Origin of the sequence: Tropicimonas sp. S265A, from assembly GCF_049800835.1 — a bacterium.
Classification (GTDB): Bacteria; Pseudomonadota; Alphaproteobacteria; order Rhodobacterales; family Rhodobacteraceae; genus Dinoroseobacter.
Genome location: NZ_JBNAFU010000010.1, coordinates 22880 through 47793, shown reverse-complemented (window position 1 = coordinate 47793; position 24914 = coordinate 22880). Strand labels below are relative to the sequence as shown.

The window sequence follows — 24914 nt, the reverse complement described above, 5'->3', positions numbered from 1 at the left end:
GGTCAATTCTCCAACCTGTCGGAGCGAATGGCATACTCCGTGACGGTGAAGCCGAAGGGGTTGGTCCAGACATCGTCGATGGACCGGCGTTCCTCGGGACGGAACTCGTAGAGCAAGGTGGCCGTAAAGAGACCGGCCTGGATCCCCTGAGGTGAGGTCAGACGCTTCCGCAAGCGAACCGTCGCGCGATTGCTTCCGATCCGGTTGATGCTGAGAACCTCGACATCGAGGCGGGCATTGGTTCCATAGACCTTGGGCGGATAGGCGTCGGTGTTTGCACTGTTCCAGATGTTGCGCATTGAGGTCTCGGCTGCCCCATCGGAACGCTCGAGAATGCTGCGCACGCGGACATCGTTGTCGAGTTGATTGTATGTTTCGCGGTCGGTCACGTATCGAAACACTGCACTCTCGATGATGGCCTGGTTTTCTGTGACTGAGACTGCGCCCACTGAGGCATTGGGAAGCGCCAGACCGGTCTCGGGGTCATAGGGTACGACAACGGGAGCCGGATCGACGTCGAGGATTGAGACAGCTGCGGTCGACAGACAGCCCAAAACACCGAAGATCAGACCAGCGAATGCAAGTCGCTGCCATAGCTGCTCGCGGCGGCGTGCCCCGTAGATCAGTTCTTCTTCGACAATTTCGGCTTCGCGCGTCACCGGCCAGCGTCTCCTATCTGGCTTCAAGCTCGGGCAGAGTGAAATCCATGTAACGTTGTTCCTCGGCGATGGTGGCTGCGTCGATGACGCCGGTTTGTCCGGTCCCGATCGTTTGCACAGCTTCGAGTTGCCACATCGCGACCAGCGCGATTGCCAGTTCCGCCGTGACGCGCGTGTTGAGATCAACACTGTCTTTCAGCTCTTCCATGTCGCCGATCATGCCAACGAGGCGATCCACCCGTTGCAGAGACTGGCCCGCCTCCTCATAGGAGGTCTGGGCCGCGGCGGACATGACAGCGCCGGTTGTGGCGCGCGTCGCGGTGCGACTTGCCCCGTCATTGCCGCCTGTCGCCATCTCGCGCAGCGTGTCTTCGTCAAACCCGGCCTCGGCCAGGACACGGGTAATTTGCGTTTCGATCCGGCTTGCGCTGTTGCCCGCGAGCCGGGAAAAGTCGCCTTCGCGAATAGCATCAATTGTCGCCAGGATGTCGCCGAACTCCTGATCAAGAAGCCCGTTCAGTTCGTCCTCCATCTCGGTGCGGATGACAGTGGGAAGCTCCATCAGCCCCGTCAGCGCAGCATAGGTGTCTTGAAGCTGGGCGAGTTGCTCCTGAAGCGTGGCGAATTGCTCACGCAGCTGGACGAGTTGTTCGTTCTGCAGGACCTCGTCTTCGATCATCTGCCGGAGTTGCTGGATCTCCTGCGCGATGTTTTGAGTATCGACCGTCGGCACGCCTTGGGCGACCGCCGGTGCAATGAGGAAAGGGGCAGGGGCCGTTGCCATCACCAGACCCAAGGCGGTCAGGCAAAGACGGCGTCGCGCCCAACTGAAAGTGCGATGTGTCATTCCAAGTCCTCCAGTGTGAAATCCATGAACTGCTGTTCCTCAAGCTGCGCTGAGGCCATGGCGATCTCGGCCGCGCTCAAGGGTCGTGTTCGGGTCGCCTGCAGGCGTGTGCGTGCGGCGATGAGCCGAACAAGTTCAGCGCGCGCGTAGGCGTTCAACGCCATCGACTCTTGCAGGTCCGACGTTTCACTGATGCGCTCGACGATGCTGGCAATCCGCATGGCGGCGGCTTGAATGGAGGCCATCGAGTGATTGCCGTAGGTCGCAGCACCTGCGCTCGTCAGGGATAGGTTCGAATTTGCGAGCAAAGCCGGATCGATGGTGCCAAGGGCTTCAGCGCCGCCCATGCGGGCAAGATAGGCGTTGTATTTTTGCGGGATGACGGTGACGTAGTGCCGGGTTTCCGTGAATGGCGGCACACCGCTGTATTCGATGACCCGCCCCGGACCCGCATTGTAGGCGGCAAGCGCATAGATGATGTTGCCGTCAAAACGCGCCAATTGTGCCGCGAGATACCGCGCGCCGCCATGCACCTGCAGGTAGGGGTTGTCATAGTATTCCGGATAGATGCCGAGATCGCCGGCGGTGCCGGGCATGATTTGTGTCAGACCGAATGCACCGACCGGTGAACGTGCGCCGATGGTGAACCGGCTTTCCTGCCAGATCAGAGCCTGCAGCAGGGCACGCCATTGGCGGACGCTCAGTCCCGCGCGGCCGACGCCCCCAAGACCGTGGGTCTCCTGTGCGACGCGAATTATGAGCTGCTCAATATTGAGTGCAGCATCGCCAAACATCTGATCAGCACCTGGATTGGGATCATCTGCGCCGTATAGAAAATCTGCAGATTGCTCTGGCGTTCCGCCGACCTCGAGCGCGTCGATGGTGCCCGGAATGCCCTGGCCGTCAAAGCTCGTTTGCGCGTCGAGGATCTGCTGGAGCACCCTTAGCTGCTCGCGTTCGATCTCAGCGATCTGCTCTTTAACGGTGAGCTTTTCGCGTTGAACGGCGAGATCACGTTCGCGATGCGCATTTGCCGCCTGGTTGCGCACCGCCAAGCCGGCATCCACGGTTGGCACACCTTGAGCTTGCACTGTTCCCCAGCAGATGCAGATAGTGCAAAGATATGCCGCGCATCTGGAGATCACTCGCGCCACCCCGTGCTGCGATCGGCATCGCCCAAGGGCTCAAAGTTGCAGTTCTTCTCGGCGGGCCCTCGCGCCACGAAGCTGAAGCAGTTGGCCTCGGACGGTCTGTACTGCTCGCATCCCGCGAGGGCTGAGATCAGGATCAAGAAGGGAACGTGAAATCTCATGGCAGCCTCCAGAAGTCGGGACGTGTTCGGTAGTCCGTGCCAACCAGTTGTTCGCCCTTTTCCATCCCACCGAGGATTGTAAGCAGGGGACCCAGAGCGCTGAGATCGGTGTCGACGACAACGGAGCCCTGATCATCCCGCACCAACCCAAGACGTGAGTTGCTCCCGGTGTTCAGCAGGACATCGAGCTGTTTGTCGTTGAGATTGAGCATCGCGTAGTCGGACGCATTGGCCCGAATATTGGGCAGCAGGATTTGTGTCGGAACGGCTTCGATGATGGTTTTGCCGGTCCGCGTCTGTTCCAGCTGGCTGGCATATTGGGTCATCATCACGACAACCGCGTTCTGTTTTCGAGCGGTGACCAGCCAGTTGGACAATCGCTCGGCAAAATAAGGATTGTCCAGCGCCTTCCAGGCTTCGTCGATGACGATGATTGTGGGTTTGCGATCCTCGATTTTCCGTTCGACCCGCCGAAAAAGGTAGGACAGAACGGCCATGCGCTCCTTCTCGCTTTCGCTGTCGAGGATACCGGTGAGATCGAAGCCGACGATTTCACCCTCGAGCGAAAACGTATCCTTCTGGGTCTGTCCGAAGATCCAGCCGTATCGCCCGGTTTCTGTCCATTCCAGAAACCGCTCATGCAGGTCGCCATTGTCATCCGTCGATCCAAAGAGCGATGCGAGATCAGACCAGTTCCGGAGGTCGTCATGGGCCGCGGTTGCGTTCTGGCGGACCACTTCCTGAATCCGGTTTGCCTGGGCTGGTGACAGAGGCTTGTCTTCGCGATGGATCAAGGCCGCCAGCCAATCGGACAACCAGGCCTGACCGCGCTCATCAATCTCGGTGCGAAGAGGATTGAGGCCTGTCGGCTCGCCCGCCTTCACAGCCGAAAAGCGGCCACCGTTTGCCCGGACAGCCATCTCCATGCCCTGGCGATAATCGAAAACAAAGACACGCACCCCGATGCGGCGCGCCTGCGTGAGCAGGAAGGCAGACAGGACTGACTTGCCTGATCCGGGACGACCGAGGATCAGTGTGTGCCCGCCAGTTGGCTCTGCGGTCGGGGCGCCTTGTTCATGATAGCTGAAGCGATAGGCGGATTGCTCCGGTGTGGGGAACATCGTGATTGTTTGGCCCCAGGGGACCTGATCGTTGGTCTTTCCGAGTTGGGTGCGATGAAAGGCAGCGAGGTCGGCAAAGTTCCGGTTGGTGATTGCCGCCTTGCGGCTCCGGGCAGCAGTGTTTCCGGGGTGTTGCGCGAAGAAATGGGTCTTTGCCGCGAATGCTTCGGTGATCAGATTGACACCTTCGGACGCCCCGATGTTGCGCACTTCCCCGGCAATGGCGCTGAGCTCTTCCGGTGTGTCACCGAAGACAGTGACAGTCATGTGGTGATCGCCAAAGCTGAGGCGTTTGGATTCCAGATCGTCGAGTGCGTCGGCGAGTTGGGCTTCCAATGAGATTGCGCCGTCATCGGCGGCGCGCATCAGCCGACGTTGGCGCTTGATCCGCGATCCCATGATGTTCGAATTGATGGGCGTGAACGAATGGGTGACGACCATATCCACCGGCAGGTTCAGGTCATCGAACATCGTGCAGGCGGTCTTCGGAGGATAGGTCTTGATGGCGAATGTGGTCCCGTAACGCGTCCCCACCGCGCCATCGGAAACGACAAAGCTTGCGCCCTTGAAGGTGACCCGGCAGTTGGCAACGTCATGCGCCACAAAGCCAAATTTGGAGGACAGGAAGAGGGGCAGTTCCTGGCCCGTGTTCAGGCCTCCAAGAAAGCCCAGAAGCTCACCCGTGCTTGCCTTGAGGAGGCGCGGGGACATATCCGCGAAGGTTGATTTCAGGAAGCCGACAACTTCGCCCAGGCGGCGCAAGCGTTTCTCCGTCTGGGTCGCCAGGAGCGAGACGGATTTGCGCGTCGAAAAGGGCAGACGTGACACGAGGGCAGGGCGATGCACCACGGTCAACGTCAGCGTTTTGTCCCGAAGGCCACGTTGATCCAGAAATCTGCGCCACTCGGTATCTACAGCCGCAGCGAAATCATCGCCTTCAATTGGCCGCAGGTGGTGTTCAATCCCCTTCGAGACCTTGTGCACATAGAACCCGAAATCCGGACCGATCTGGGCGATGATCTGCGCAAAAAGCGCCCGTGTTTTGTCGAGGTACACATCATCTGTCGTATTGCTGTTGACGCCCTTCAGTCGAAGGCACTGGAAGAGTTCATTGCCGCGCGTTCGAACTGTCTGGCCGTCGACCAGGCTCACATAGGGCAGCATATGGGCCAGTTGTCTTTCCCTGCCGGTCCATGCCGGAAGAAGCGTGTCCTGCGCTTGGACGTCGTCACGGGGCATAGCTGTCGCCCCCGTGTATTCGACGGTTCGCGGTCGGTGGGGTTTCCTGCAGAGTGGTGGCCACCACGTCTAGGAAATTGGGGTCCCAATCCGCCGCTTTCCAAAGGGCCGGATAGGCCGCCGCTGCCGCAATGGCAACGGCCCAATGCTGGATCCACAGGAACAGCAAAACGGACCCGAACAGCCAGACCATGGCGTACATGATCGGCAATCCGATCAATTTGGGGGGACGCACGAGCCCTGTGAAGAGGGGGGACTGTTCCGCTGCCATCTTGGTGATCCTCAGGTTGTCCAGATTGCAGCGACGATGGTCGGCGCAGCGGCGATGCCCGCGATGGCAACAAGGACCCACAGTGCCTGGCGGAAATCGAGAATGCCGAAGAGCCAGGAGAGGAAGACACCAATCAGGGCAAGGGTGCCAATCACGATGCCAAGTGGGCCAGTGATGGCGTCGACAATCCCTTGGAGAAGGGTCTGGATAGGTGACAGGTCGATGCTCTGCGCCAGGGCAGGGGAGGCCATGGCAAACAGGAGCGTTGCCATGGCCAGGGTGGCGTTCGGGTTTGGTTTCACGAGGTCTCTCCTTCAAGCCTGTTGAACACGGCCAGCACACGACTGACGTGGTTTTGCGTTTCTCGGTAGGGTGGGATGCCCTCGTGGCGGGCCACGGCTTCGGGCCCGGCGTTGTAGGCGGCGAGGGCGAGGCGAACATCGCCGAACTCGGCCATCATCTGCGCCAGATACCGGGCGGAGCCGTCGAGGTTCTCGCGCCAGTCATGGGGATCGACGCCAAGCGCGCGCGCTGTGTCCGGCATTAGTTGACCGAGACCAACGGCTCCGACACGGCTACGGGCGGCCGGGTTGTAGGCGCTTTCGATCTCGATATTGGAACGGAAGACCAGCCGCCACTCAGTGACGGTGATGCCTGCGCGCCTCAGGCCGGGGTGGGCGGCATAGCGGAGCGCGGTGTCGTCGATCGCTGAAAGGATTTCCGGGGTCGGGGCAAGAGCCCTCCGGCTGACACCGCCGGTTCTGAAGCCATCGGCGGATGCCTCCTCTTCGTCTCCAAGGATCGCCAGCTCCTGGCTTGCCGATCCTTGGCCGATCCCGTCGTTGTAGTTTCGTGCGAAGTTGCTTTGCGACGTTGAGGCCCGAAGCGAGCCGTCGCCCTGCATGACGAGAACCATCCCTTCCCCTTGCACGGCTGCAGGTATCACGCAGATTGCGAAGACACTAACGATACGACGGGTCAGACGCGGTGTCAGATGGAAGCGTGTGCGATGCGCGCCCGCCTTCGTAAAGCGGGATTGTAATATGCGTGAAGCCAAGGCTCCCAAGAAAGGAGATGAGGCCGTTGGCGGTCTTGAAGGTTCTTGGAACGATCTCAGGACCGTGGGCCGTTTGGTGTCGCGCAGGGACAAGGAGTTTTTCGAAGTTTCGCGCCGGATCAACGACACGAATGATCCAGGCGCCATACCAGACCGACGACTTTTTCTCGGCTGTTTGGACGCAGACGACCTCTGCGCTGCATGCACTCTCAATGAGGGTCTTGAACAGAGTTTCTGTAACCACATTCGGAGCACCTTCACTTGACTGAGACCCCATGTCTGCGGACGTACCTCTTGGTTTGCAGGCCGGGCCCTGGTGACGGATGTGCTTACGATATGAGATTATAATATTGACAGCAATATAATATTGAAATTAGGCTGATTTGGCGTCGGATGACGGTCTAATCCATTGTTTCTAAGCGCGAAAGAGAGATCGATGGCTGCGGTCAATCCATCAGCGGTTCTTTTCATCGTTATAGTATCAGCGGTTTTCTGCGGATATCAGGCGCATGCGATGACCTGCCTTGCGCCACCACGGCCGTTTGTTCCGAGCGATCCGGCACAAGCCCGCGAATTCGCGGATATCATCCAGAAGGATTTCGAAACCTACATCGCTGAAATCCAGCGATACTTCCTGTGCCTTGATCAAGAAAGAACTCGCGCCTTTACCGAAGCCCAAGAGGTCAGCCAGGAATACGGCCGCTTTCTCGAGAGCGTATCCAAGGACCATTGAGCGGCGTCAATCTGCGTCGCCAGGCTGCAGGGTATGTGTTGACCGTCCGCCTTCCTTGAGAGGGATGTTGGCGTGACTGCATCCAAGATCAGAGAGGAATGAGATCAAACCGTTGGCGGTCTTGAATTCGCGGATTTGGACCTCGTCCTTGTCAGCCGAGGCTCTTGAGAGAACGAGCAAGCGTTCCGACGAGCCGTCCTGGCTCACGCCGCGAATGACCCACTTCCCGTACCAGACTGCGGCTTTTCGGGTGGCGGACGCTGTGCAGATGACTTCTGCATTGAACCCCTCCGCCATCAGGCTTCGCAAACGACCTTCGGTGACCACATTTGGTGCGGTCTTCCCCAGATCAAACGTCATTCCTTCCCCCTTGCCAGCCTCTACCCCTTCGTCTTGAAAAGGTCAGCCGCCCCAAGTCACGTCTCAGCCGAGCAGCGACGATGTTATGATATCGGCGCGATTCCGCTGATAGCATTAAGCATCATGTTGCTGGGAATCCAATACATATGGGCATTCGGGACGTGTTGATGCGCGTCAATCGAGGTGTCGATCTTGTAGTCTTGCATCAAGTGATGACAGCGATCGTCACCTCGAGAGGGGAGTAAGAGTGCGCTATACTCAGTTGGTGCAGACGTCTGTCTCTTGTCGGATATCGCTGGCCAGAGTTTGAAACGCTAACGAACTCACCTCCAACCATTCCTTGACTATTGTACCTCATATGACTACTTATATCGCATCATATGGAGAAGTCCCATGTTGGAACCAGTTCAGTTCGCTCCCGAAGATGGCACAGTGCAACCTGTTGCCGAGGCTGAAAAGATTGCGGCAATCGTCAAGGCTGTCGTCCGCGCAGCCGACGCATGGGGTTTGTCGAATGCCGAAGCGGCGGCACTCTTTGATGTCCCGAGTGCGACGTGGAGCAGGATGAAGGCCGGCACCTACAAAGGTGTGCTGGATCAGGACAAAGTCACACGGGCGAGCCTTCTGATCGGTCTCTTCAAAGGGCTCCGGCTCTTGTTCAATGGTCCGTTGACTTATGGCTGGCCAAAAACCGCGAACACCGGCCCCGGGTTTAATGGGAGGACGCCAGTTCAGGTCATGTGCGATGGCGGCATTCCGGCGATGGTGAAGGTCAGGCAGCATATCGATGCGCTCCGGGGCGGCGTGTGATCCGAGCCGAAGACCTTGATCGAGTCGACTTCACCGACCCGACGACAATCCGCCTGATCTCCACGGCCTATATCGACGAACCGGCCATGGCGCCGCTAGCCGACGATGAGGAGGATCTTGCGATCCTTGAAGAGATCGAAGGGCTGACGTCAGCGCGTCGGACGGTCACGCTTCCCGTCCCGGGCGGGCTTGACCCAGCCGAGTTGTTGACCGCGGCGGCCGGGTATGGATGGACCTACATCAATGCCGCGTTTTGCTACACACGGGCGACAGGCAGCCGGTTCAACGGCCCGGAACGCGGGGCCTGGTATGCAAGCTATGGCGAGGATGCGACCCTCACAGCGCAAGCCGAAGTGTCCTGGCATCTGACGCGAGAGTTGGAAGCAACGGGTGTCTTCGAGAACACTACGGCCTATCGCGAGCTGCTGGCTGGTTTCACCACGCGGTTGCACGATCTGACGGACAGGGCAGGGGAGGAGGTCCTCAGCCTAGAACCTCGGATCGCCTATCCGATCGGCCAATCGCTTGCGCAGGACGTGCTGGGTTCAGGCGGCAATGGGTTACTCTATCCTTCGACGCGCCGTGACGTAGGACGCTGCCTCGTCGCGTTCCGCCCACATCTGGTTCAGAACGTCCGCCAAGGCGACACCTGGACCTTCACTTGGAGAGGAGAGGCCACTCCCGAAATCACACGCGCATAGTGGCCTCGTCTTTGGCGGGCCGGGCGGAAAGCGGTCATTCGCTGCATGTGCAGATAACGTCAGTCATTTTCGCAAAAGCAGTCATTCAACATTGGGGTCGCGCAGACCCTGGGAATTAGCAGACGAGTTCTGATATGTTCTGCTGTTACTCATTTGCATGGTTTGTGAAGCTGAATCACAGGGACAGATTCATTCGGAAAGCAGGTCGGGTTTCTAAAATCCTCACGACCCGATCATGGCAAGCCGAAAAGATCAGGCGTATTTTCATCACGCCGCCCGCTCAAACCTTCGCCGAGATGTAGACATGGATGTTTAACCCGGGTGAGGCCTTTGCCTCCCTCGAAGTGGACCCACCCACCTCTTGGCATACCGATGCTCAGGATCGGAGCACCGCAGATTGGACAAGCTCGCTTGAATGATGTGCCCTTGCTACGTCCTTGGCTGCCTCGTAGCACCCAACCGCCACGGACAGAGATCATACGCCCCGTCGATAGTCGCCGAATATGAGCCTTTCGAAAGTACCACCTTTCCGTCATCCTAGTCCCCTTCTTTCCTCGACCCGGCTGCCGCTTGGGGTCGAGCGCACGTAGAAGCCTTGCGGAATAGCCTCCTGCACCAGCCCAACGTGTGAGATCAGGCCCACGGCCCGGCTGCCCTCTGTCAGCGCAGCAAGTACTTGGATCACTTGATCCAGCGTGCCCGCCCCATTCTCGGTGTCGAGGCTACCGAAGCCTTCGTCGATAAAGATTGTGTCCATCCGGACCTTGCCCGAAAGGCTCTCGACCACATCGGCTAGTCCAAGCGCAAGGGCCAGTGCCGCGATAAAGGTCTCGCCACCTGACAGCGTGGCTGTCGCGCGCGCCTTGCCGGTGTTGATGTCGAAGACTTCGATTTCGAGCCCACGCTTGCCGCGACCGCCAGATGCCTCGAGCCCACGCGTCAGCCGGTAGCGACCACGCGTCATAGGGCCGAGCCTCATATTTGCCGCCTCGAGAACCTGGTCGAACATTGCACCGATCGCGAAGGTCTCGAGTGTCATGTTGAAATCGTTCTTGCCGTTGGCCAGGTCAGCCAGCCCCCGGAGCGGACCGGTCTCGGTTTCAAGCCGCTCGGTTTCGGCCATGGCCGCGGCAAGCGATTTCTTGAATTCGGTCAGTGACGATACATCCGTTCTCGCCGTGGCCAGTGCAGCGTTGGCCGCGTTCAAGTTCTGAGTGGCTTCTGCCAACGCCAGCTGAAGCGGGGAAAGGTCCGGGCGTTCACGATCTGCGCAAGCGGCTGTGGCGTTCTGCAATGTCGTGCGAGCAGCGATCAAGCTATCGCGGTGATCGGTTACCTTCTTGCGGTCGGCGTCGAGAGTCAGGAAATGTGCCTTGCAAGCATCATATCCTGCTTTGTCCAGCCCGACCTCGGAAAGCCGAGCGGCAAAATCACCCTGCGCCTTTTTTGCGCGCTGCATCTGCGCGCCGTGCGCCCGCTTCGCTGCGTCAAGTTGCTCTTGCGCACGGGTTAGCGCTTCACTGGCGGCTCGGTCCTGCTGCATCGCCATTTCCAGCGCCTCGGACAGTTGCTTTTGCTCTCTCTGCAATGCCTCCCGTCGAGCGACAACCGCCCCGGGCGTGCGCAGACCTTCCGGCAGGGCCTCGATCACTGCATCCAGCTTGGCGCGCGCGCCGGCAAGAGCGGTCCCGGCCTGGCCCGCAGCGGTGCGCGCTGTAGCCTCAGCAGTTTCTGCCTCGGTCACTTTCCGCTTCAGTTCGGCCAACTGCTCCGCCATCAAGTCTAGATCGACTGCTTCTCCAAGCGCGACGATATCGCCTTCAAGCCGTACGATTTCAGCTTCGAGTTCCGCCATCGTGCGCTCGGGTCGTTCCTGTTCGTCCAGCGTCTGCTTTTTTTCATCCAGCCACGTTCGGCAATTGCCAAGTTCGGTTTCCGCCCGCACCCGGGCTTCGGCTGCAGTTCTCGCTTCAGACTGTGCTTTGCGAAACGCTTCGGTCAAACCAGATTGCTCGGGCGTGCCATGAGCCGGCGCAGGATGATCGTGGGAACCGCAGACAGGGCATGGCGCTCCTTCAGTCAACTTTTCGGCTAGAATGATCGCCTGCGTGCGCGAAAGCCGTACCTCGGCATCGCTCAAGGTTTCCTCGGCGGCCTTTGCCGCATGGGCTCTCTTGTTCAGTTCGCTCGTTGCCGCTTCGACCTTTCGTGCGGCATCGGCAACTGCTCCCTGCGCCTTTGCATACGCCGCTGCCTTCACCCGTTCCCGGTTGACCTCGGCGATCTCACCGTTCAGCTTGCCTCGCAACGCTCCGGTCTTTCGCGCCTGTTCAAGCACCATATCGGTCGCATCACGCTGAGACTGGAGCCTTTCGCGGGCCTCTATGGCCTCAGTCAACGCCTTCTTTGCTGAGGCTTCGTCCGTCACAGCCTTATCAAATGTATTCTGTAACTCTGAAGCCTGCTCGACCTGTTTCTCAATGGCCTCCAACTTCGTCAGGTCGGCCTGAACCTGCTTCCGTCGCTCCCCGTCAGACTGCGCCTCGACCATTTTTTGCGCGGCATCTTCCTTCGCCCCATTGGCGGTACTGAGCTCCGCTTCAGCGTTGGAAACGGCATCCACCGCAAGTCGTGCGTCTTGCTCCGCATTGTGCCAAGCCGTCTCAAGATCACGGGCTTTCAAGGCATTGCTGACAGCCTCTACGCGCCTAGCCAGGGCATCAACCTCATCATTATTCGCTTCAAGGTCGTCAAGCGCCTGCTGCGCAGTGTCGACGGCAGCAAAAGCCTTCTCGATCTGTTCGCCTTCGGTCAGCGTCTTGCGCGCGGCTTCGTTAACTGCCTCTGTGTTCTGCTGATCTCGCTGTATTTCCTCGACCTTGGCTTCCGCTGCAGAAATTCCTAGCTCCAGTGCCTCAGCGCTCTCGAAGCCGCGTTCCTCAAGCCGCGCTACATAGAGTGCACGTTGGTCGCGTAACGCTCGCTCTGCCTCCGAGGCTTCTTCCTTCAGCCGAGCCGCGAGATTGCGATAGATCTTCACGTCGAAGAGATCTCGTAATATGTCGACCCGCGCATCGGTTTTTGCGGTAAGGAACGTTTCGAACTTGCCTTGAGGTAGGAGTACGATCTGCCGAAACTGATCCGCTCCGTAGCCAAGCAGAGCCTCGACCTCTCTCCCAACTACCGAGACCTTCTTTTCTTCAATTACGCTACCGGATTGGCTCGGGCCAATCGTATCCACCGGGATCCCCGTTACGTCGAATAGGGAGGCTTCCGCTGCGTCATCTGTTGTCCCTTCGCCTCGCGCTTTCGGGCGCTCTTGCGCCGGACGACGACGGATCAGGTAGGTCTTGGCACCCAACTCAAAAACAAATTCGACTTCAGTGGGTAGATCGGGCGCAGAGTGATCCGAACGCAGCGAACGTGGCTCCTGATCGGTCTTGGTTGGCGCCCCGAAAAGCGCGAAAGACATCGCCGAGAACAACGTCGACTTCCCAGCCCCTGTCTGGCCGTAGATTCCAAACAGCCCTGTCTCCAGCGCGGAGCGGAAATCTACCACCTCGGTTGTCGCGAACGGCCCAAAGGCCTGAAGCGATAGGCGAATGGGTCTCATGTCTGTTCCTCCCCGGAGACTGAGGCGTGGAGCTTGTTCGCGACAATCTCGACTTCGGCAGCACTTGGTTCCCGGCCGCGTACAATCTTCATGAAGTCGCCGACCATCTCGATCGGCGTCACCGCGAACCGCTCACCGCTAAGCATTTTGGTCTCTGGGGCGCGACCCTGTCGGTCGTAGGCCAGATGACAGGCATTGGGGTAGGTCGCACGCAACCGCTTCATCGGATCTATCAGAGGGTTCTCGTCTGTAAGAATCGCCTGGATAAAGTCTTCAGACGGCGTTCCTGCCAGAAGATCCGAGAATGCCCCGGTCAGCGAACGTACTTGCCGGATTGGACGGAAAGCTACGGTACTGATCTCGACTCCTTCAGCTTTGAGATCGACGACAGTCATGGATTTTTCACTTCCCGCTTCATCGAAACCGAAGGCGAGCGGTGCGCCGGAATACCGAATATGGCTCGCGCTTACTTCCTGCGGCTTGTGCAAATGCCCCAGTGCCACATAATCCGCCCCGTCGAAGACATCAGAGGGCACAGTTTCGATCCCGCCGACCCGTGTCAGGGCGCGCTCGGTTTCACCGACCGCGCCGCCTGCAACGAAGGCATGAGCCACTACGACCCAACGCGCTCCTTCAGGCACCTGAGCCCTCGCTGCGGAGATTTGGGCTGCGATGACATCTGCTGGCGTGCTGATACCCTCATCCCCGAACACTTCCCGCGCGGCATATTCATAGGAAAAGGGCAGCGCGGAAAAGGCGATCTCGCCATGCTCGTCACTCAGCACAAGCGGAGTCTCCACCGCGTCGGCGATTCCGCGCACCAGCACTCTCGACGCGGTGGAGAAGACAGACATTGCCTCGATCCGGTCACCGGAATCGTGGTTTCCCGAAATCATCACTACGGCGGCTTCGGTCTCGTCTGCCACGCGCTTGAGGAAGTGGTTGAACTGCCGGATGGATGAGTTGGGCGGTGAGCCACGATCAAAAACGTCCCCAGCGATCACAAGAACATCGACCCGTTCGACCAAGAGCGTCTCGAGAATCTGGCCTAGGACGACTTCATGATCCTCCTCAAGGCTCAGCCCCATGAACTGACGCCCCAGGTGCAGATCTGCAGTATGAAGTATTCTCATGTCGCACCGTCAATTATTACACATGTAAAAACTATATGGACAGTGGTGAAGAGTCAAGGTATCCTTGTCGCATGCCCTTTGAAGACCTCAAACATGCCCAGCGTGCGCGCCTAGAATACCTCGACAGACTGTTTTTCTGGGACGGTGCAGCAACTCGTGCTTCCTTGATCAAGCGTTTTGGTATTTCTAATGCACAGGCCGCTCTCGATTTTCGGACTTACCTCGCCGAAGCGCCGGAAGACGCACTGCACTATGATGCCTCGTCGCGCCAATACCTTGCCGATCACAGCTTTGAACGGCTCACTGGTAAGTCGTCTTCGATGGAGCTGGAGCAACTCTTAGTCGGCACTCCATCTCCAGCATTCGATAGACTGCCAGATTTGCAACGCACTCAGGACCTGCGCGTCTTACGGCCGCTCTACCGTGCCTTCAGGGCGAAAGAGGCAACAAGGATCGTTTATCAATCGATGCGAGATCCAGAACCGATGACGCGCTGGATTGCACCTGTTCGCTTCGCTTCTGATGGCGTTAGGCTTCACGTACGAGCCTGGTGTTTTGAACGTAATGGTTTTCGTGACTTCCATCCTGCTCGCATTGACCCTGATCAGTCGTTCGCAAAAACCAAGCCGGCTGGTGCGGTACCCCGAGATGACGATTGGTTCACCTGGGCCATCCTGAAACTCAAACCGCATTCAAAATTGACTGAGGCGCAGCAACGCGTGGTCCGCATTGAATTTGGGTTCACTTCAGACGTGCTTGAGTCAAGAACCCGGAAAGCACTTGAGTTCTACACGAAACGCCGATGGGGTCTTGAGCAAAAAGAGCCTCGTCTAGAACGGGTCTCTATCGACTATATTCCAATGACCGAGGAGGAGATTGATGCAAATTGATATGCGCCGCATAGACCCCTCCCTCAACATGAACCGGTTCTATTCCGTGGGGCTGACCAAAGACCTGTTTGGCCAACACGGCGTCCACCGACAGTGGGGCCGCTTTGGTACTTGGGGGCGGCATTGCCACGATTGGTACCGGACACAAACCGAGGCTGAGACTGCCCTTTCTGACTTAGTCAAACAGAAGCTGGCGCGCGGCTACCTGATCAAACTGCCTGCGTCAGAGAGCCAGGGGGGCTGAAATGCCATCGTTTGGGAAATGGTCGCAACAAGGTGTTCCTAAGAAAGGCTGGACATGCATCGGATTTGAGGATCGTGGTGAACCTTCTACCCAATGTGAAATGTGCGAAAACCAGGACATCCGGTATGTTCACCAGATGCAGCATCCTGACTATCCGCACATTCTAGAGTGCGGCTGTGTTTGTGCCGGCAAGATGGAGGAGGACTACGCGGCCGCTTCAAAACGGGAATCTGAAAGCAAGAACCTGGCCCAGCGTCGCGCGCGCTGGCTGACACGAAAATGGAAGGTTTCGCTGAGCGGGAATGACTACCTAAAAACCGACGGTTTCCACATCGTGGTCTTTCCGAAGGACAGCGGATGGAGCGGAAAGATCACCCGACTTAGCACTGGGGTCGCAACCCAAGCCCGCCGCCTCTACGACACCCAAGACAAGGCGAAGCTTGGTGCTTTTGACGGGATGATCTGGCTAAAAGGCCACTAAACGGGGCTGTCGGTTCGCCAATGGTTCCCTCCATGTTTAATCCATGGAAGTGGGCGATTGTCTGTTCCTCAGCATCGGTAGTTTTGGCTCCCCAATCCCGCCATCGGTTGCGGCACTGGCCGGAGGCCAAAGCAGACATGTCTTGCCTTCGCTCCACCGTGGTAACCGCTCTCACAGCACATACTCGGCGAAAACAGATCTGCGGAAAGTTCGCGAAGGTTCACAACTAGGAGCTGAATGTGCCATCACTAATGTGAAGCGCTTCTTTGGCAAAGGATGAGCAAACGCAAACTGGTTTGCCAAAAGTGATATACGCAAAGGCGCATAAGGAACAAAATGTATCTGGCATCACTTTCGATTAACAATTTTCGCCGCATAAAATCCGCAACAATTGAGTTTGAGCCTGGGTTAAACATTATCGTTGGCCCCAATAATATCGGTAAGACAGCTGTTGTCGACGCTCTGAGAGCGCTTCTCGCTGGAACCGATGATCCCTACCCTCGCTTTAGCGAGGATGACGTTCACCTCCCGACAGGAGGCGCGGCAACAGGTGACATTGTCTTCGATTATGTCTTTAAGGAACTGTCTCTCGACGACGAAGCCGACTTCCTGCACGGGTTAAAAGTCAATAGTGAGGGGAAGGCTGAAGCAGTTCTAAGAGTGACTTATGGGGATGCGGATAAATCTGGGCGGTTAAGGTCGCGGAAGGTTTGCGGTGTTCATCATGACATCGCAATGACGGCAACCATGCTGGAAAACTTACGCAGCGTTTATCTACAGCCACTGCGTGATGCAGAGTTTGGCCTTCGTCCGAGCCGTTCAAGCCAGTTGTCGCGCTTGCTGCATCTCCTGTCGGATGACGCTGGAAAAGAGGAAATCTCCAAAAAGCTCGCAGACCTCGACAAAGAAATTAAGGCGCTCAAAGCGATCGTTGAAACACAAGAGGCCATCACTGGACGCCACAACAGCATGCTGGGCGATCAGTTGTCCCAGATTCTGGCGGTCGAGCTGAGCGGTTCTGACTTCACGAAATTTGCTTCGCGCCTATCGCTATTGGTCGACAGCTTCGAAATCGAACGTAACGGTCTTGGCTACAACAACTTGATCTTCATGGCGGTGGTCTTAAGCGAACTCGCAAAAAACGCGGACTCGGCCTACCGAAGCTTGATCGTAGAAGAGCCCGAAGCGCATCTGCACCCTCAACTACAAGCTGTTCTCTTGCAGTATCTGTCAGACATCAAAGTCGAGGCGGGCGAGCGACCCGTGCAAGTTTTTGTGACAAGTCACTCTCCAAACTTCGCCAGCATTGCCGAGTTGAACGCCATCGAATGCTTAGTCGAAACAGGCGCAGATGTTGAGGTCTTTCATCCCAGGTCGGTCAGTTTTGGGAAGGGCAAAAAAGAGAAGCTGAAGCGCTATCTTGACGTGACACGTGCTGAGCTCTTCTTCGCACGCCGCGTCATCTTCGTCGAAGGTGCCGCCGAGCTATTGATGGTCAATCTGTTGGCGAAAAGGATGGGCTGTGATCTGCGCAACCATGGGGTCAGCTTGATCAGCGTCGAAGGATTGAACTTCGACTCCTTCATGCCCTTGTTCGGCGAAACTGCGATCAAGATACCTGTTGCCGTCGTCACAGACGCAGATCCCGTCATCGTAGATGCCAAAGGCGACAAGCAGCCTCACTACCCATCCGCAACCGAGAACATCACGGTCTCAAACAATACGGCATTGATGAAGGGGCGAGAGGACGAGTTCGTCAAAGTCTTTCACGGCCAGAAGACCTTTGAGTATGATTTTGCGCTTCACGAAAAGAACAGAATGGCCATGCTGTCGGCCCTAAAGGATCTGCATCCTCAAATCGGTGCCGATCTTGAATCCGAGGTCAAATCGAAGGCAGATGATCGAGACAAAGCGATGACATTGTTCACGGGCATGTTCGAACGACCCAAAGGTAAATCGAATGTTCAAAAGGGCGCATTCGCACAAGCTCTCGCGGCGCAAATTGAAGACAACAATCTGGAAATCGAAGTTCCAAGATATATCAGCAAAGCCGTAAAGCATGCCTGCAAGCCATGATCGAACTGTCTCAGCAGCAGCGGGAGATCATTGAGGCGCCGCTCAACCCTATGGCCGTCACTGCCTGCGCGGGTAGCGGCAAGACCTCGACCGCAGTACGGCGACTCGCTGCTATGCGAAAGCAGCTCAACGATAGGCACGGCCACGTTGCGCTTTTGTCGTTCTCCAACGTAGCCGTTGACACGTTCAACAGAGATTTCGACGCGTTGCTACAGGCAGAACCCGGAAGCAACCGCGCAGGCGGCGTCGAAATATCCACGGTCGACGCATTCGTCACCTCAAACATTATCCGACCGCACGGACATCTCGTCATGCGATGTTCTAGGACTCCCTTCCTCGTGCATGGCACTGAGCCCTTCCTAACGAATTTCAGCGTCTGGGACGGAAAGAGGCCGCAACCAACAACAGCGCTTCAGCCTGTTGTCGTGAAGGGCGAGGGTCTTCAATTTGAAGTCGGGCGGGCAAAAACTGTCGTTGATCGGAAAACAGCTACCGAGGCGATCAAGAAGTTGGCAGGGGTCGGTGCCTATTCGCATGCTTTGGGAAACATCTGGGCGCTGAAAGTCCTTATGAACCAACCACTGATCCGACGCGCTTTGGCACGCCGCTATCCACACATTCTTGTTGATGAGGCCCAAGACATCGGAAAGCTGCATCAATTGATCCTGATGTCCCTACAAGGTGCCGGAGCACAGGTCTCCCTTATCGGGGATGTGAATCAGGGTATCTACGAATTTTCCGGCGCGACCGGCGCGTTTCTCAAGCAATATGCGGATCGTGATGACGTCGACGTCCGAACGCTCGAGACAAATTTTCGATCGGTACCGAGCATCGTCAAGATCGCGAACAAACTCTCTGGGCGCGACGACAAACCCGAGCGCTCGGACCCAGAAATTTCGTCGGGTGCGTATTATTTTACATACAAGAAGGAGGAGAAAAACAGTGCGCTCAAATCCTTTGCAGCGCTGTTAGGCGATGCAGGTATTCCAGCTGACGACGCGGCTGTACTTTGCCGATCGGCGAAATGGGCGGACGATTGGGCCGGCGGTGAGGATGATCAGGGACAGGGCGTTCTGCGACACTTCGTGGACTCCGCGATCCAGCGGGACAAGTTTGGTCGCTTTGACGAGGCCTTCAAGCTTTGCTGCGCTGGCGTCATTGGCCTGCTGGATGATAATCATGGCGATTTGCTCTCCGATCTAGTAAGCCGCAGCCGCGACGAGCGGAGTTCTCAGATGTTGCGAAGGACGCTGTGGACATTCGTGAAAGATGCGACTGCCGGATTGCCATCCGCGTCACTTATAGCAGACACCGCTTGGCAGCCCGCTCTTTTGTTGCGGGTTGAAGCCATGCTCGCCATGCTTTCAGCGGAGTATGGTTTGAAGGCTCGGGGCAATTGGAAAGCAAAGCTGGCGAGACGTAAAATATTCAACCGACCACTTATCCAACCCGCAGATCTAGTGGGGGAGAACGTGCCAAAATTTCGCGTCTCAACCGTTCACAAAGTGAAAGGCGAAAGTATCAGGGGCGTTTTGTATATCTGCAACCGTTCGCATCTCAATGAACTTCTGGGTGGAACAACGACTGAGGTCGGCAAGATCGGATATGTCGCACTCACCCGAGCGCGTGACCTGTTTGTATTGGGTGTTCCTGCCGCCAACAAGGAAGAGTTCGCTCCCAAACTGGATGCGCTTGGGTTCAAAAAAGCAGGTGGTGGATAGACTTTCGGTCTGAGAACTGGTGTTTTGACCCTATATGCGTCTTGAGAGTAGGACTGAACGACAACTCGGTGTCGAATGTGAACTCTTATTCTGAAAATGCTCCCTTGCTCTATGTGGTCATTCAGGATGGAACACTTAGCAATGAATAGTGCGTACTGAATGTGATGGACGCAATTTCCAAATCTGAAACCGGAAAGGCATGGCTGAGAAATTTCGAAGCCAATGACAGAGCTGCCGCAAGAACACTGCTGGATAGTCTTCGTCTAATCAACCTCGACGAGGTCTCTGAGGCCATCTATGAGCTTCTTGAACAACTCGTAGCTGAGCGCTCTGGAAGGAGAAGAGCGGTCGCGGTGTATGCAGAAAGAGAATTCCAAGAGAAGAGAATTTTCCAAACTCAGCTGTTAAGGGGAGCGAAAAATTCCGATATAGAGCGCGCCTTTGGCAAAAAAGGACTGCCACCGGTGAAACCGATAAGAGGCGGTGTTCGGGTAGGAAGCGAAGGTATTGTCAGCGCATTGATTGCACAATCCGTCAAGAAGCATTCTGGAATACTCATCAATACCCCAGGACCGGACAGGTTTCGCAGCAAGCGAAGCCCGATTTCAACTATCGCAATTGTAACCGATTTCATTGGATCAGGAAGTCGCCTGACCAAAATGTTAGACAAGTTTTGGAACGTCCGAACTGTGAGGTCATGGCACAGTACCGGGTTGATTGACTTTGTGGTGATTGCAGCTACGGCGACACAGGATGGCGCGGCTGCAGTTAGCTCCCACGTTTCCCGTCCAGACGTCAGATCCTCACATACAATTCCAACAATGAGTTCTTCGAAGTTTGAAGAGCACCATTTTGGTTGGGACAGCTTGCTAGATAAGTTCGCTGAACAAGACCCAGGCGATGATTATGTTTGGGGGTTTCTCAATTCAGCAGCGTTGGTCTTGTTTAGCTATGGTATTCCAAACAACGCGCCTTCAATTCTTTGGAAGGATACAAAACAGCTCAAGCCTCTATATGTTGGCAATGCCCCTTCAGAACTTAGAACTTTGTTTTGGTCGGGTACAAAGAGCGAGCAAGTTGATAGGGCAGCCAGCGAACGTGGGCATAAACTTGACGCAATCGCAGATGTCAAAGAACGGATAATACTGCTAGTTCTTCAAGAATTGCGAGGCCGCTTTTCAAAGAAAAAAGTACAGGAATTGTCGGAGCGCCTTGCTCTGCCTAGGGCAGACATCATGGAGGCACTTAACGTGGCTTTCCTGCGAGATTTAATTGATGGAAACGGGCGTCTTACGGACAAAGGGTACAGTGAGTTAAAGGCGCAAAACATCAACCGCCAAAGAAAGATCGTCGTTCCAACGAATGATGATCCATACTATCCTATGACTCTGAGAGTTTCCAAGGGTTCGTCTAGTACCCACCGCTCGAAAGGGCGGTCATGACGGTTACTTACACTGATCGTCAGGGGCACTGGGGTTTCCCAGCGCCATCGATGGAGCGCACGATTGCACGTCTCTGGGCAAAGAAAGCAGTCCCGGAGGGACACAGTCGTATGCCTTCATTGCTTCCTTTGCCCACAGCACCCGTTCCGGGTGAAAGTAGATGAAGCATCCTTGGGACTCTCAGGACTTTCTACGTGGCGCTAAGGCAGCGGGCAGAGATTCCGATACCCTTTCCGCAGCCGCTTCAATCGCCAAAGCAATCAAGCAGGTTTCTCCGAACCTGCCCGTCATTTTCTCGCTTTCACACCTAGCTCATTTGGTCGATGTGTCGCCGAAAAGCCTGCGCCCGATAGTTGATAGGATGAGCGACCCATATCGCCATTTTCGGCTTCGAAAGAAGAGCGGGGGCAAAGGTAGCAAAGCTCCCAAACGGCGATTTCGTGATATCTATGCACCCCAGCCCCACGTTCTCCGAACTCAACGGTGGATCGCACAGAACATCTTGAATTCAATTCAGCCACACCCGTCGAGTTTTGGCTTTGCGCCCGGAAGTGACATGCTCGACGCAGCAACATTGCACTGTGGCTGCGCTTGGCTGTTGAAAATGGATGTAAGCAACTTCTTTGAATCTATCTCCGAGCGCCAAGCCTATTGGGTATTCAGGAAATGTGGATACACGGCGCTGCTATCATTCCAGCTCGCTCGCCTCTGCACTCGCTCTGTTGACCTGAACCACTATTTTCACTTGAAAGAGACCAAGTACCCGCACCCGATTGCTACCGAGGGATTTCTTCCGCAAGGCGCTCCAACAAGCCCAATGCTTGCTAATCTAGCTGTGTATTCACTAGATGAAAAACTGAAGCGAATTGCAGACGATTTTGGGTGGAAATACTCCCGCTACGCTGACGACATGGCTTTCTCAACTGATCAGAGTGTATCACGAACTGACGCGCTTAGACTCAGGGGGATGGTAGAAGGTGTACTTAAAAACATCGGTCTATCTGAAAACTACAGCAAGACGCGGATCTCACCACCCGGCGCGCGAAAGGTCTTGCTTGGAGTGCTAATCGACAGGGACCGCCCACGCCTAACAAGGCGGTACAAAGACAACATCGAAACGCACCTTTATGCACTCAACCACGACAAAATTGGGGTATTGGCGCATCAATCCAAACGTGGTTTTAGCTCAGTGACGGGCATGCGCCATCATGTCAGAGGGCTAATTTCGTTCGCTTATCATGTGGATAAGAAATACGGCGAAAAGCTGTATACCGAATACAATAGAATAAGGTGGTAGATGTCGATGTTAGACTGGTACGTTCCAGCCAGCTTGCTCGAAGTAGCTAGGCACTTCATATGACACATACGGCGGCATTGGGCCGCTTGACGAAATCGGATGAAAATCATAGTTATCACTTGGCCCTCTCGCAGGCCGGTGTGCCCGCCACGCAAAGCAACGCAGCGTTTTTAGCCATGAATATTCACTCTGCGCACTTCGCGTAGGGCGGCTAGCAGCGGGCACCTAGTCATATCCAAATGGAGATGACACATGAATAACCATCAGATGAAAAGACTAAAGACGCTTGGCAAACGGTATGCGCGTGCGACGGCCATGGCACACACTGAAGCATTGAACGTTTTGGCCGCCGAGATGGGGTTCGCACACTGGAAGGCACTCACCGATGCAACTAAGGAGGGCTGGCTTCCGGGTGACGAGGATTTGACAACGGCGAGCGAATTTGTGCGCCAAGTAGGAGCCAAAACCGAGGCAACCGCATCCACCAGGGACTTCCAGCACAACGACGAGCCAACATCAGAAGAAGGTGAGCTTTGCGGCCATCAATTCCAGATTGGGGACTATCTTGGGGACGTTATCGTCTCAGGGGTGGGTTGGGAATTACGCATTCCGGAAGCCCCGTTTAAAGCACCTATTGTCGAATTTGATGAACGCTATGCAGATACTAGCCCGGTCAGGGAACCCGAATTTCTGAGCAAACTACTCGATATCGCCAAAGAGCGCAGTACACGAATTCGGGCGCAAATGGCAGTGGATTGGCCTCGACGATCAACAAAAGCCGATCTTGATGGCGTAGCACGCCACCCAATTGGAGGCGGGGAAGCGTCTGTCTGGTACTGCCATAGCTGCGATGTGCAGATTACAGGAACACAATTGGCGAAGAACTATTGGCACTGTCCAAACTGTGGCACACATCCTCTCAATATTCACATGGAGCCATTTGACAGTAAGTCTCCTGGGAAGCCGGCGGAGACGCCAAATGCTGCGCAAAGAGAAACCCCAGAAGTGCGCATTGTGGAGCCTAGGCTCACACTTCACTTGAATGAGGAGACTGTCTCAGCGCTCATACGGTGTGCGCTCCTTGAGGATGCAACGTCAGTCAACGAACGCTTAGGCGCAATGCGCGCGGAAATCAGTCTCATAGATGGAGAAGAAGTCTGGATCACATTTGATGAGTTGCTGTGGCCGGAAGACAAAGAACCGACGTCAGCGCTGGCAGTCGCGGCAAAGCTTGGACTGGAAGTTGAGCAAGAGCTTTCCTTGTTCACAGAGCCATTTGCTTGGCCGGACTTGGGCAGCGTGACTTCAAAAACCGAAGAGTTCACCGCAACACTGCTGAAGGCCTATGAGGAACACGGTGTCATCAAAAGGTAATCGTCTTGATGTTGCACGGGCTGGGTAGTTGGAGATGCAAAACTGCCCAGCTCTAGCGGACGTCTGCTTTCGGAAAAGCTGCTGCGCAGCATACTGGGGTACCGGCAACGTCCGGAATGGGCCGAACCTGAGTGAGGGTGGGGCAGAGTGTGACACTTCTACTTTGCAGATGTGGGACACTTTAACTTTGCGCGTACACTGACATAACGCATAAGCATTCTTATGTTAAGTAATATGCAATTTCCTGACCCGGGATATTGCAATCAACAGGAAGACGGAAACACTGAGCGATTTGGATGACTGTCTGTAGAAAAGCATCTTCTTTTAAAGCTAGACTGAAGACAACGCTTAAGCTTGGTCTACTCAATTGGAACGGCACTTCACCACCCGGATGCCAGGAATGGTATTTCTCAGAAACGTCCTGCTATTCAGTCTCGCAGGATTGCTGCCGGGCTTGATACTCTACATCGCGCTTTCGCCTGGTTTTACAGCCGCTTTGGCAGGCGGAGGTCCCGCTCTAGGGCGATTTTTGCGGCAGGTTTTGACGAACGGTTTGCCAGTAGTTGTCATCGTCAACTACGTTGGTTTCTTTCTCTTCGCGCTGTCTCACGAAAGTTCCAGAAGCGGTCACGATCCAGGGACCTACATCGTCGTCGACATCTTCTTCAGACTTGGTCTTTTCGTTGGCCTTCACGCGTTAATTTACGTTGCTTCAGCCGACTGGTACGGATCGTTTGGTGGAAGCCGTGCGACGGCTTTGCGGGTCGTCGCACCGACACTTGCGCGCTCTGCACTCTTCGACAACATCTCCGGGGTCTATCTCTATGCAACTTTGGTAAGCGCCATACCTTTGTACGCATCAGCGGTCCGGCGCTCGACACGCCTCGCGCCGGTGCTCCGCTTCTTTCCCGCACCTATCGGACCGACTGCCTTCGCGCTTCTGATATTTTTCGCCGGAGCAGGCTGCCTGACAGCTCTGGCAACCGTTTTCGTTCGTCTGCAGCTCTAGGTCGACATTGCAGACTGCCCGTGGGCCAATACTCGCACAATCGCCAGAACCCAAATCCCGACAAGCACGGCACTCCAAAAAGCATTCCAACTTGCCATTGACAGAGTAAGGAACTCCCAGGCGACCTCGTCGCACATGACCAGGTTGGAAGGACCCGACGATGCTGATGGGAGAAGATCTGCGCCGGTCATATTCGAGAAATCCAGTCCGGACCCGGTGCAAGATGTGGGCCCTTGCCACCAGTCGCGTTCGACACCCGTGTGGTACACCCCGATAGCAGCGGTCGTCGCTGCGGACGCGGCACCAACAGCTAGGAAAAGCAATGGAGCAAGTCCAATGGCCACGAACACGCCTGCCCCAATCGCCACGGCGTGTGGATACCTCTGCCAGATGCACATCGCGCACGGTGCATAACCAAGTGCCTGAAAGCTGAATGCACCGAGTAGGAGACCCGCCGATCCAAGGGCGGCGATACCGCCAATCTGCATAGGGGATAATGATCTCATGCTTAACCCTCTTAACCT

Annotated in this window: 24 protein-coding genes; 12 read left to right on the top strand and 12 right to left on the bottom strand. The window is 56.1% G+C overall.

Translation table 11 applies throughout. From position 1 onward, the window contains the following. Positions 1–2 precede the first annotated feature (2 nt). From ACP15N_RS18210 to ACP15N_RS18175, 8 genes are all read right to left on the bottom strand, one after another. Complete coding sequence (locus ACP15N_RS18210; protein ID WP_425093764.1) at positions 3–659, bottom strand: virB8 family protein; 657 nt, start codon at positions 657–659, stop codon at positions 3–5. Between the two features lie 13 nt (positions 660–672). After that, positions 673–1506, bottom strand: a complete 834-nt coding sequence (locus tag ACP15N_RS18205; RefSeq protein WP_424968406.1) for a type IV secretion system protein — start codon at positions 1504–1506, stop codon at positions 673–675. After that, positions 1503–2582, bottom strand: a complete 1080-nt coding sequence (locus ACP15N_RS18200) for a lytic transglycosylase domain-containing protein (protein WP_424968405.1) — start codon at positions 2580–2582, stop codon at positions 1503–1505. Before ACP15N_RS18200 ends, ACP15N_RS18205 begins: the two co-directional genes overlap by 4 nt. A gap of 65 nt (positions 2583–2647) precedes the next feature. Beyond that, positions 2648–2818 (bottom strand): hypothetical protein, encoded by a 171-nt coding sequence (locus tag ACP15N_RS18195; RefSeq protein ID WP_424968404.1) that lies wholly within the window; start codon positions 2816–2818, stop codon positions 2648–2650. Further along, positions 2815–5178 carry a type IV secretion system protein B4 gene (locus ACP15N_RS18190; protein WP_424968403.1) on the bottom strand — a complete coding sequence of 788 codons (2364 nt, stop codon included), beginning with the start codon at positions 5176–5178 and terminating at the stop codon, positions 2815–2817. Before ACP15N_RS18190 ends, ACP15N_RS18195 begins: the two co-directional genes overlap by 4 nt. Beyond that, positions 5168–5449, bottom strand: a complete 282-nt coding sequence (locus ACP15N_RS18185; protein ID WP_299882694.1) for a type IV secretion system protein VirB3 — start codon at positions 5447–5449, stop codon at positions 5168–5170. The genes ACP15N_RS18190 and ACP15N_RS18185 overlap by 11 nt, the downstream gene beginning before the upstream one ends. 11 nt (positions 5450–5460) lie before the next feature. Continuing rightward, complete coding sequence (locus ACP15N_RS18180; RefSeq protein ID WP_424968402.1) at positions 5461–5751, bottom strand: TrbC/VirB2 family protein; 291 nt, start codon at positions 5749–5751, stop codon at positions 5461–5463. Beyond that, entirely contained in the window at positions 5748–6365 is a 618-nt protein-coding gene (locus tag ACP15N_RS18175; RefSeq protein WP_425093763.1) for a lytic transglycosylase domain-containing protein, read from the bottom strand. Before ACP15N_RS18175 ends, ACP15N_RS18180 begins: the two co-directional genes overlap by 4 nt. A 577-nt stretch (positions 6366–6942) precedes the next feature. Here ACP15N_RS18175 and ACP15N_RS18170 point away from each other — a divergent pair. Then, the gene (locus ACP15N_RS18170) at positions 6943–7239 is read left to right on the top strand and encodes a hypothetical protein (RefSeq protein ID WP_425093762.1); all 297 of its coding nucleotides are present in this window, start codon (positions 6943–6945) and stop codon (positions 7237–7239) included. A 6-nt stretch (positions 7240–7245) separates the two neighbouring features. Here the strand turns inward: ACP15N_RS18170 and ACP15N_RS18165 are convergent, their stop codons facing one another. After that, positions 7246–7599 carry a hypothetical protein gene (locus ACP15N_RS18165; RefSeq protein WP_425093761.1) on the bottom strand — a complete coding sequence of 118 codons (354 nt, stop codon included), beginning with the start codon at positions 7597–7599 and terminating at the stop codon, positions 7246–7248. A gap of 393 nt (positions 7600–7992) precedes the next feature. On the opposite strand from ACP15N_RS18165, the gene ACP15N_RS18160 reads away from it, so the two are divergent. Both ACP15N_RS18160 and ACP15N_RS18155 read left to right on the top strand, forming a co-directional pair. After that, positions 7993–8409 (top strand): antitoxin Xre-like helix-turn-helix domain-containing protein, encoded by a 417-nt coding sequence (locus tag ACP15N_RS18160; protein ID WP_425093760.1) that lies wholly within the window; start codon positions 7993–7995, stop codon positions 8407–8409. Next, a complete protein-coding gene (locus ACP15N_RS18155; RefSeq protein ID WP_425093759.1) occupies positions 8406–9110 on the top strand; it encodes an RES family NAD+ phosphorylase in 705 nt (234 codons plus the stop codon). The genes ACP15N_RS18160 and ACP15N_RS18155 overlap by 4 nt, the downstream gene beginning before the upstream one ends. Positions 9111–9642: 532 nt before the next feature. Here the strand turns inward: ACP15N_RS18155 and ACP15N_RS18150 are convergent. Both ACP15N_RS18150 and ACP15N_RS18145 read right to left on the bottom strand, forming a co-directional pair. Beyond that, complete coding sequence (locus tag ACP15N_RS18150) at positions 9643–12723, bottom strand: AAA family ATPase (protein ID WP_425093758.1); 3081 nt, start codon at positions 12721–12723, stop codon at positions 9643–9645. Next, a complete protein-coding gene (locus ACP15N_RS18145) occupies positions 12720–13856 on the bottom strand; it encodes an exonuclease SbcCD subunit D (protein ID WP_425093756.1) in 1137 nt (378 codons plus the stop codon). The genes ACP15N_RS18150 and ACP15N_RS18145 overlap by 4 nt, the downstream gene beginning before the upstream one ends. A 71-nt stretch (positions 13857–13927) precedes the next feature. On the opposite strand from ACP15N_RS18145, the gene ACP15N_RS18140 reads away from it, so the two are divergent. From ACP15N_RS18140 to ACP15N_RS18100, 9 genes are all read left to right on the top strand, one after another. Next, complete coding sequence (locus ACP15N_RS18140) at positions 13928–14746, top strand: WYL domain-containing protein (protein WP_425093755.1); 819 nt, start codon at positions 13928–13930, stop codon at positions 14744–14746. Further along, entirely contained in the window at positions 14736–14990 is a 255-nt protein-coding gene (locus tag ACP15N_RS18135; protein ID WP_425093754.1) for a WGR domain-containing protein, read from the top strand. Before ACP15N_RS18140 ends, ACP15N_RS18135 begins: the two co-directional genes overlap by 11 nt. Position 14991: 1 nt before the next feature. Next, positions 14992–15471, top strand: coding sequence for a hypothetical protein (locus ACP15N_RS18130; RefSeq protein ID WP_425093753.1), 480 nt, complete (start codon positions 14992–14994; stop codon positions 15469–15471). 336 nt (positions 15472–15807) lie between these two features. Continuing rightward, positions 15808–17547 (top strand): ATP-dependent nuclease, encoded by a 1740-nt coding sequence (locus tag ACP15N_RS18125; protein ID WP_425093752.1) that lies wholly within the window; start codon positions 15808–15810, stop codon positions 17545–17547. After that, positions 17544–19268, top strand: a complete 1725-nt coding sequence (locus ACP15N_RS18120) for a UvrD-helicase domain-containing protein (RefSeq protein WP_425093751.1) — start codon at positions 17544–17546, stop codon at positions 19266–19268. The genes ACP15N_RS18125 and ACP15N_RS18120 overlap by 4 nt, the downstream gene beginning before the upstream one ends. A gap of 164 nt (positions 19269–19432) precedes the next feature. Continuing rightward, complete coding sequence (locus ACP15N_RS18115; protein WP_425093750.1) at positions 19433–20710, top strand: phosphoribosyltransferase-like protein; 1278 nt, start codon at positions 19433–19435, stop codon at positions 20708–20710. 160 nt (positions 20711–20870) lie between these two features. Then, on the top strand, positions 20871–22007 hold the full coding sequence (locus tag ACP15N_RS18110; protein WP_425093749.1) for a reverse transcriptase family protein: 1137 nt from the start codon (positions 20871–20873) through the stop codon (positions 22005–22007). A 252-nt stretch (positions 22008–22259) separates the two neighbouring features. Further along, entirely contained in the window at positions 22260–23381 is a 1122-nt protein-coding gene (locus ACP15N_RS18105; RefSeq protein ID WP_425093748.1) for a hypothetical protein, read from the top strand. Between the two features lie 400 nt (positions 23382–23781). Then, positions 23782–24390 (top strand): hypothetical protein, encoded by a 609-nt coding sequence (locus tag ACP15N_RS18100; RefSeq protein WP_424968381.1) that lies wholly within the window; start codon positions 23782–23784, stop codon positions 24388–24390. Here ACP15N_RS18100 and ACP15N_RS18095 read toward each other — a convergent pair. Then, complete coding sequence (locus ACP15N_RS18095; RefSeq protein ID WP_424968464.1) at positions 24387–24878, bottom strand: disulfide bond formation protein B; 492 nt, start codon at positions 24876–24878, stop codon at positions 24387–24389. The genes ACP15N_RS18100 and ACP15N_RS18095 overlap by 4 nt on opposite strands. Positions 24879–24914: the final 36 nt, after the last annotated feature.

Bases quoted from the DNA above. Each gene is read 5' to 3' on its own strand.
- ACP15N_RS18130 (WP_425093753.1), top strand. From the start codon at position 14,992: ATGCCATCGTTTGGGAAATGGTCGCAACAAGGTGTTCCTAAGAAAGGC.
- ACP15N_RS18115 (WP_425093750.1), top strand. From the start codon at position 19,433: ATGGACGCAATTTCCAAATCTGAAACCGGAAAGGCATGGCTGAGAAAT.
- ACP15N_RS18145 (WP_425093756.1), bottom strand. From the start codon at position 13,856: ATGAGAATACTTCATACTGCAGATCTGCACCTGGGGCGTCAGTTCATG.
- ACP15N_RS18205 (WP_424968406.1), bottom strand. From the start codon at position 1,506: ATGACACATCGCACTTTCAGTTGGGCGCGACGCCGTCTTTGCCTGACC.
- ACP15N_RS18135 (WP_425093754.1), top strand. From the start codon at position 14,736: ATGCAAATTGATATGCGCCGCATAGACCCCTCCCTCAACATGAACCGG.
- ACP15N_RS18105 (WP_425093748.1), top strand. From the start codon at position 22,260: ATGAATAACCATCAGATGAAAAGACTAAAGACGCTTGGCAAACGGTAT.
- ACP15N_RS18160 (WP_425093760.1), top strand. From the start codon at position 7,993: ATGTTGGAACCAGTTCAGTTCGCTCCCGAAGATGGCACAGTGCAACCT.
- ACP15N_RS18125 (WP_425093752.1), top strand. From the start codon at position 15,808: ATGTATCTGGCATCACTTTCGATTAACAATTTTCGCCGCATAAAATCC.
- ACP15N_RS18170 (WP_425093762.1), top strand. From the start codon at position 6,943: ATGGCTGCGGTCAATCCATCAGCGGTTCTTTTCATCGTTATAGTATCA.
- ACP15N_RS18175 (WP_425093763.1), bottom strand. From the start codon at position 6,365: ATGGTTCTCGTCATGCAGGGCGACGGCTCGCTTCGGGCCTCAACGTCG.
- ACP15N_RS18165 (WP_425093761.1), bottom strand. From the start codon at position 7,599: ATGACGTTTGATCTGGGGAAGACCGCACCAAATGTGGTCACCGAAGGT.
- ACP15N_RS18100 (WP_424968381.1), top strand. From the start codon at position 23,782: ATGGTATTTCTCAGAAACGTCCTGCTATTCAGTCTCGCAGGATTGCTG.
- ACP15N_RS18190 (WP_424968403.1), bottom strand. From the start codon at position 5,178: ATGCCCCGTGACGACGTCCAAGCGCAGGACACGCTTCTTCCGGCATGG.
- ACP15N_RS18140 (WP_425093755.1), top strand. From the start codon at position 13,928: ATGCCCTTTGAAGACCTCAAACATGCCCAGCGTGCGCGCCTAGAATAC.
- ACP15N_RS18110 (WP_425093749.1), top strand. From the start codon at position 20,871: ATGAAGCATCCTTGGGACTCTCAGGACTTTCTACGTGGCGCTAAGGCA.
- ACP15N_RS18185 (WP_299882694.1), bottom strand. From the start codon at position 5,449: ATGGCAGCGGAACAGTCCCCCCTCTTCACAGGGCTCGTGCGTCCCCCC.
- ACP15N_RS18095 (WP_424968464.1), bottom strand. From the start codon at position 24,878: ATGCAGATTGGCGGTATCGCCGCCCTTGGATCGGCGGGTCTCCTACTC.
- ACP15N_RS18150 (WP_425093758.1), bottom strand. From the start codon at position 12,723: ATGAGACCCATTCGCCTATCGCTTCAGGCCTTTGGGCCGTTCGCGACA.
- ACP15N_RS18120 (WP_425093751.1), top strand. From the start codon at position 17,544: ATGATCGAACTGTCTCAGCAGCAGCGGGAGATCATTGAGGCGCCGCTC.
- ACP15N_RS18195 (WP_424968404.1), bottom strand. From the start codon at position 2,818: ATGAGATTTCACGTTCCCTTCTTGATCCTGATCTCAGCCCTCGCGGGA.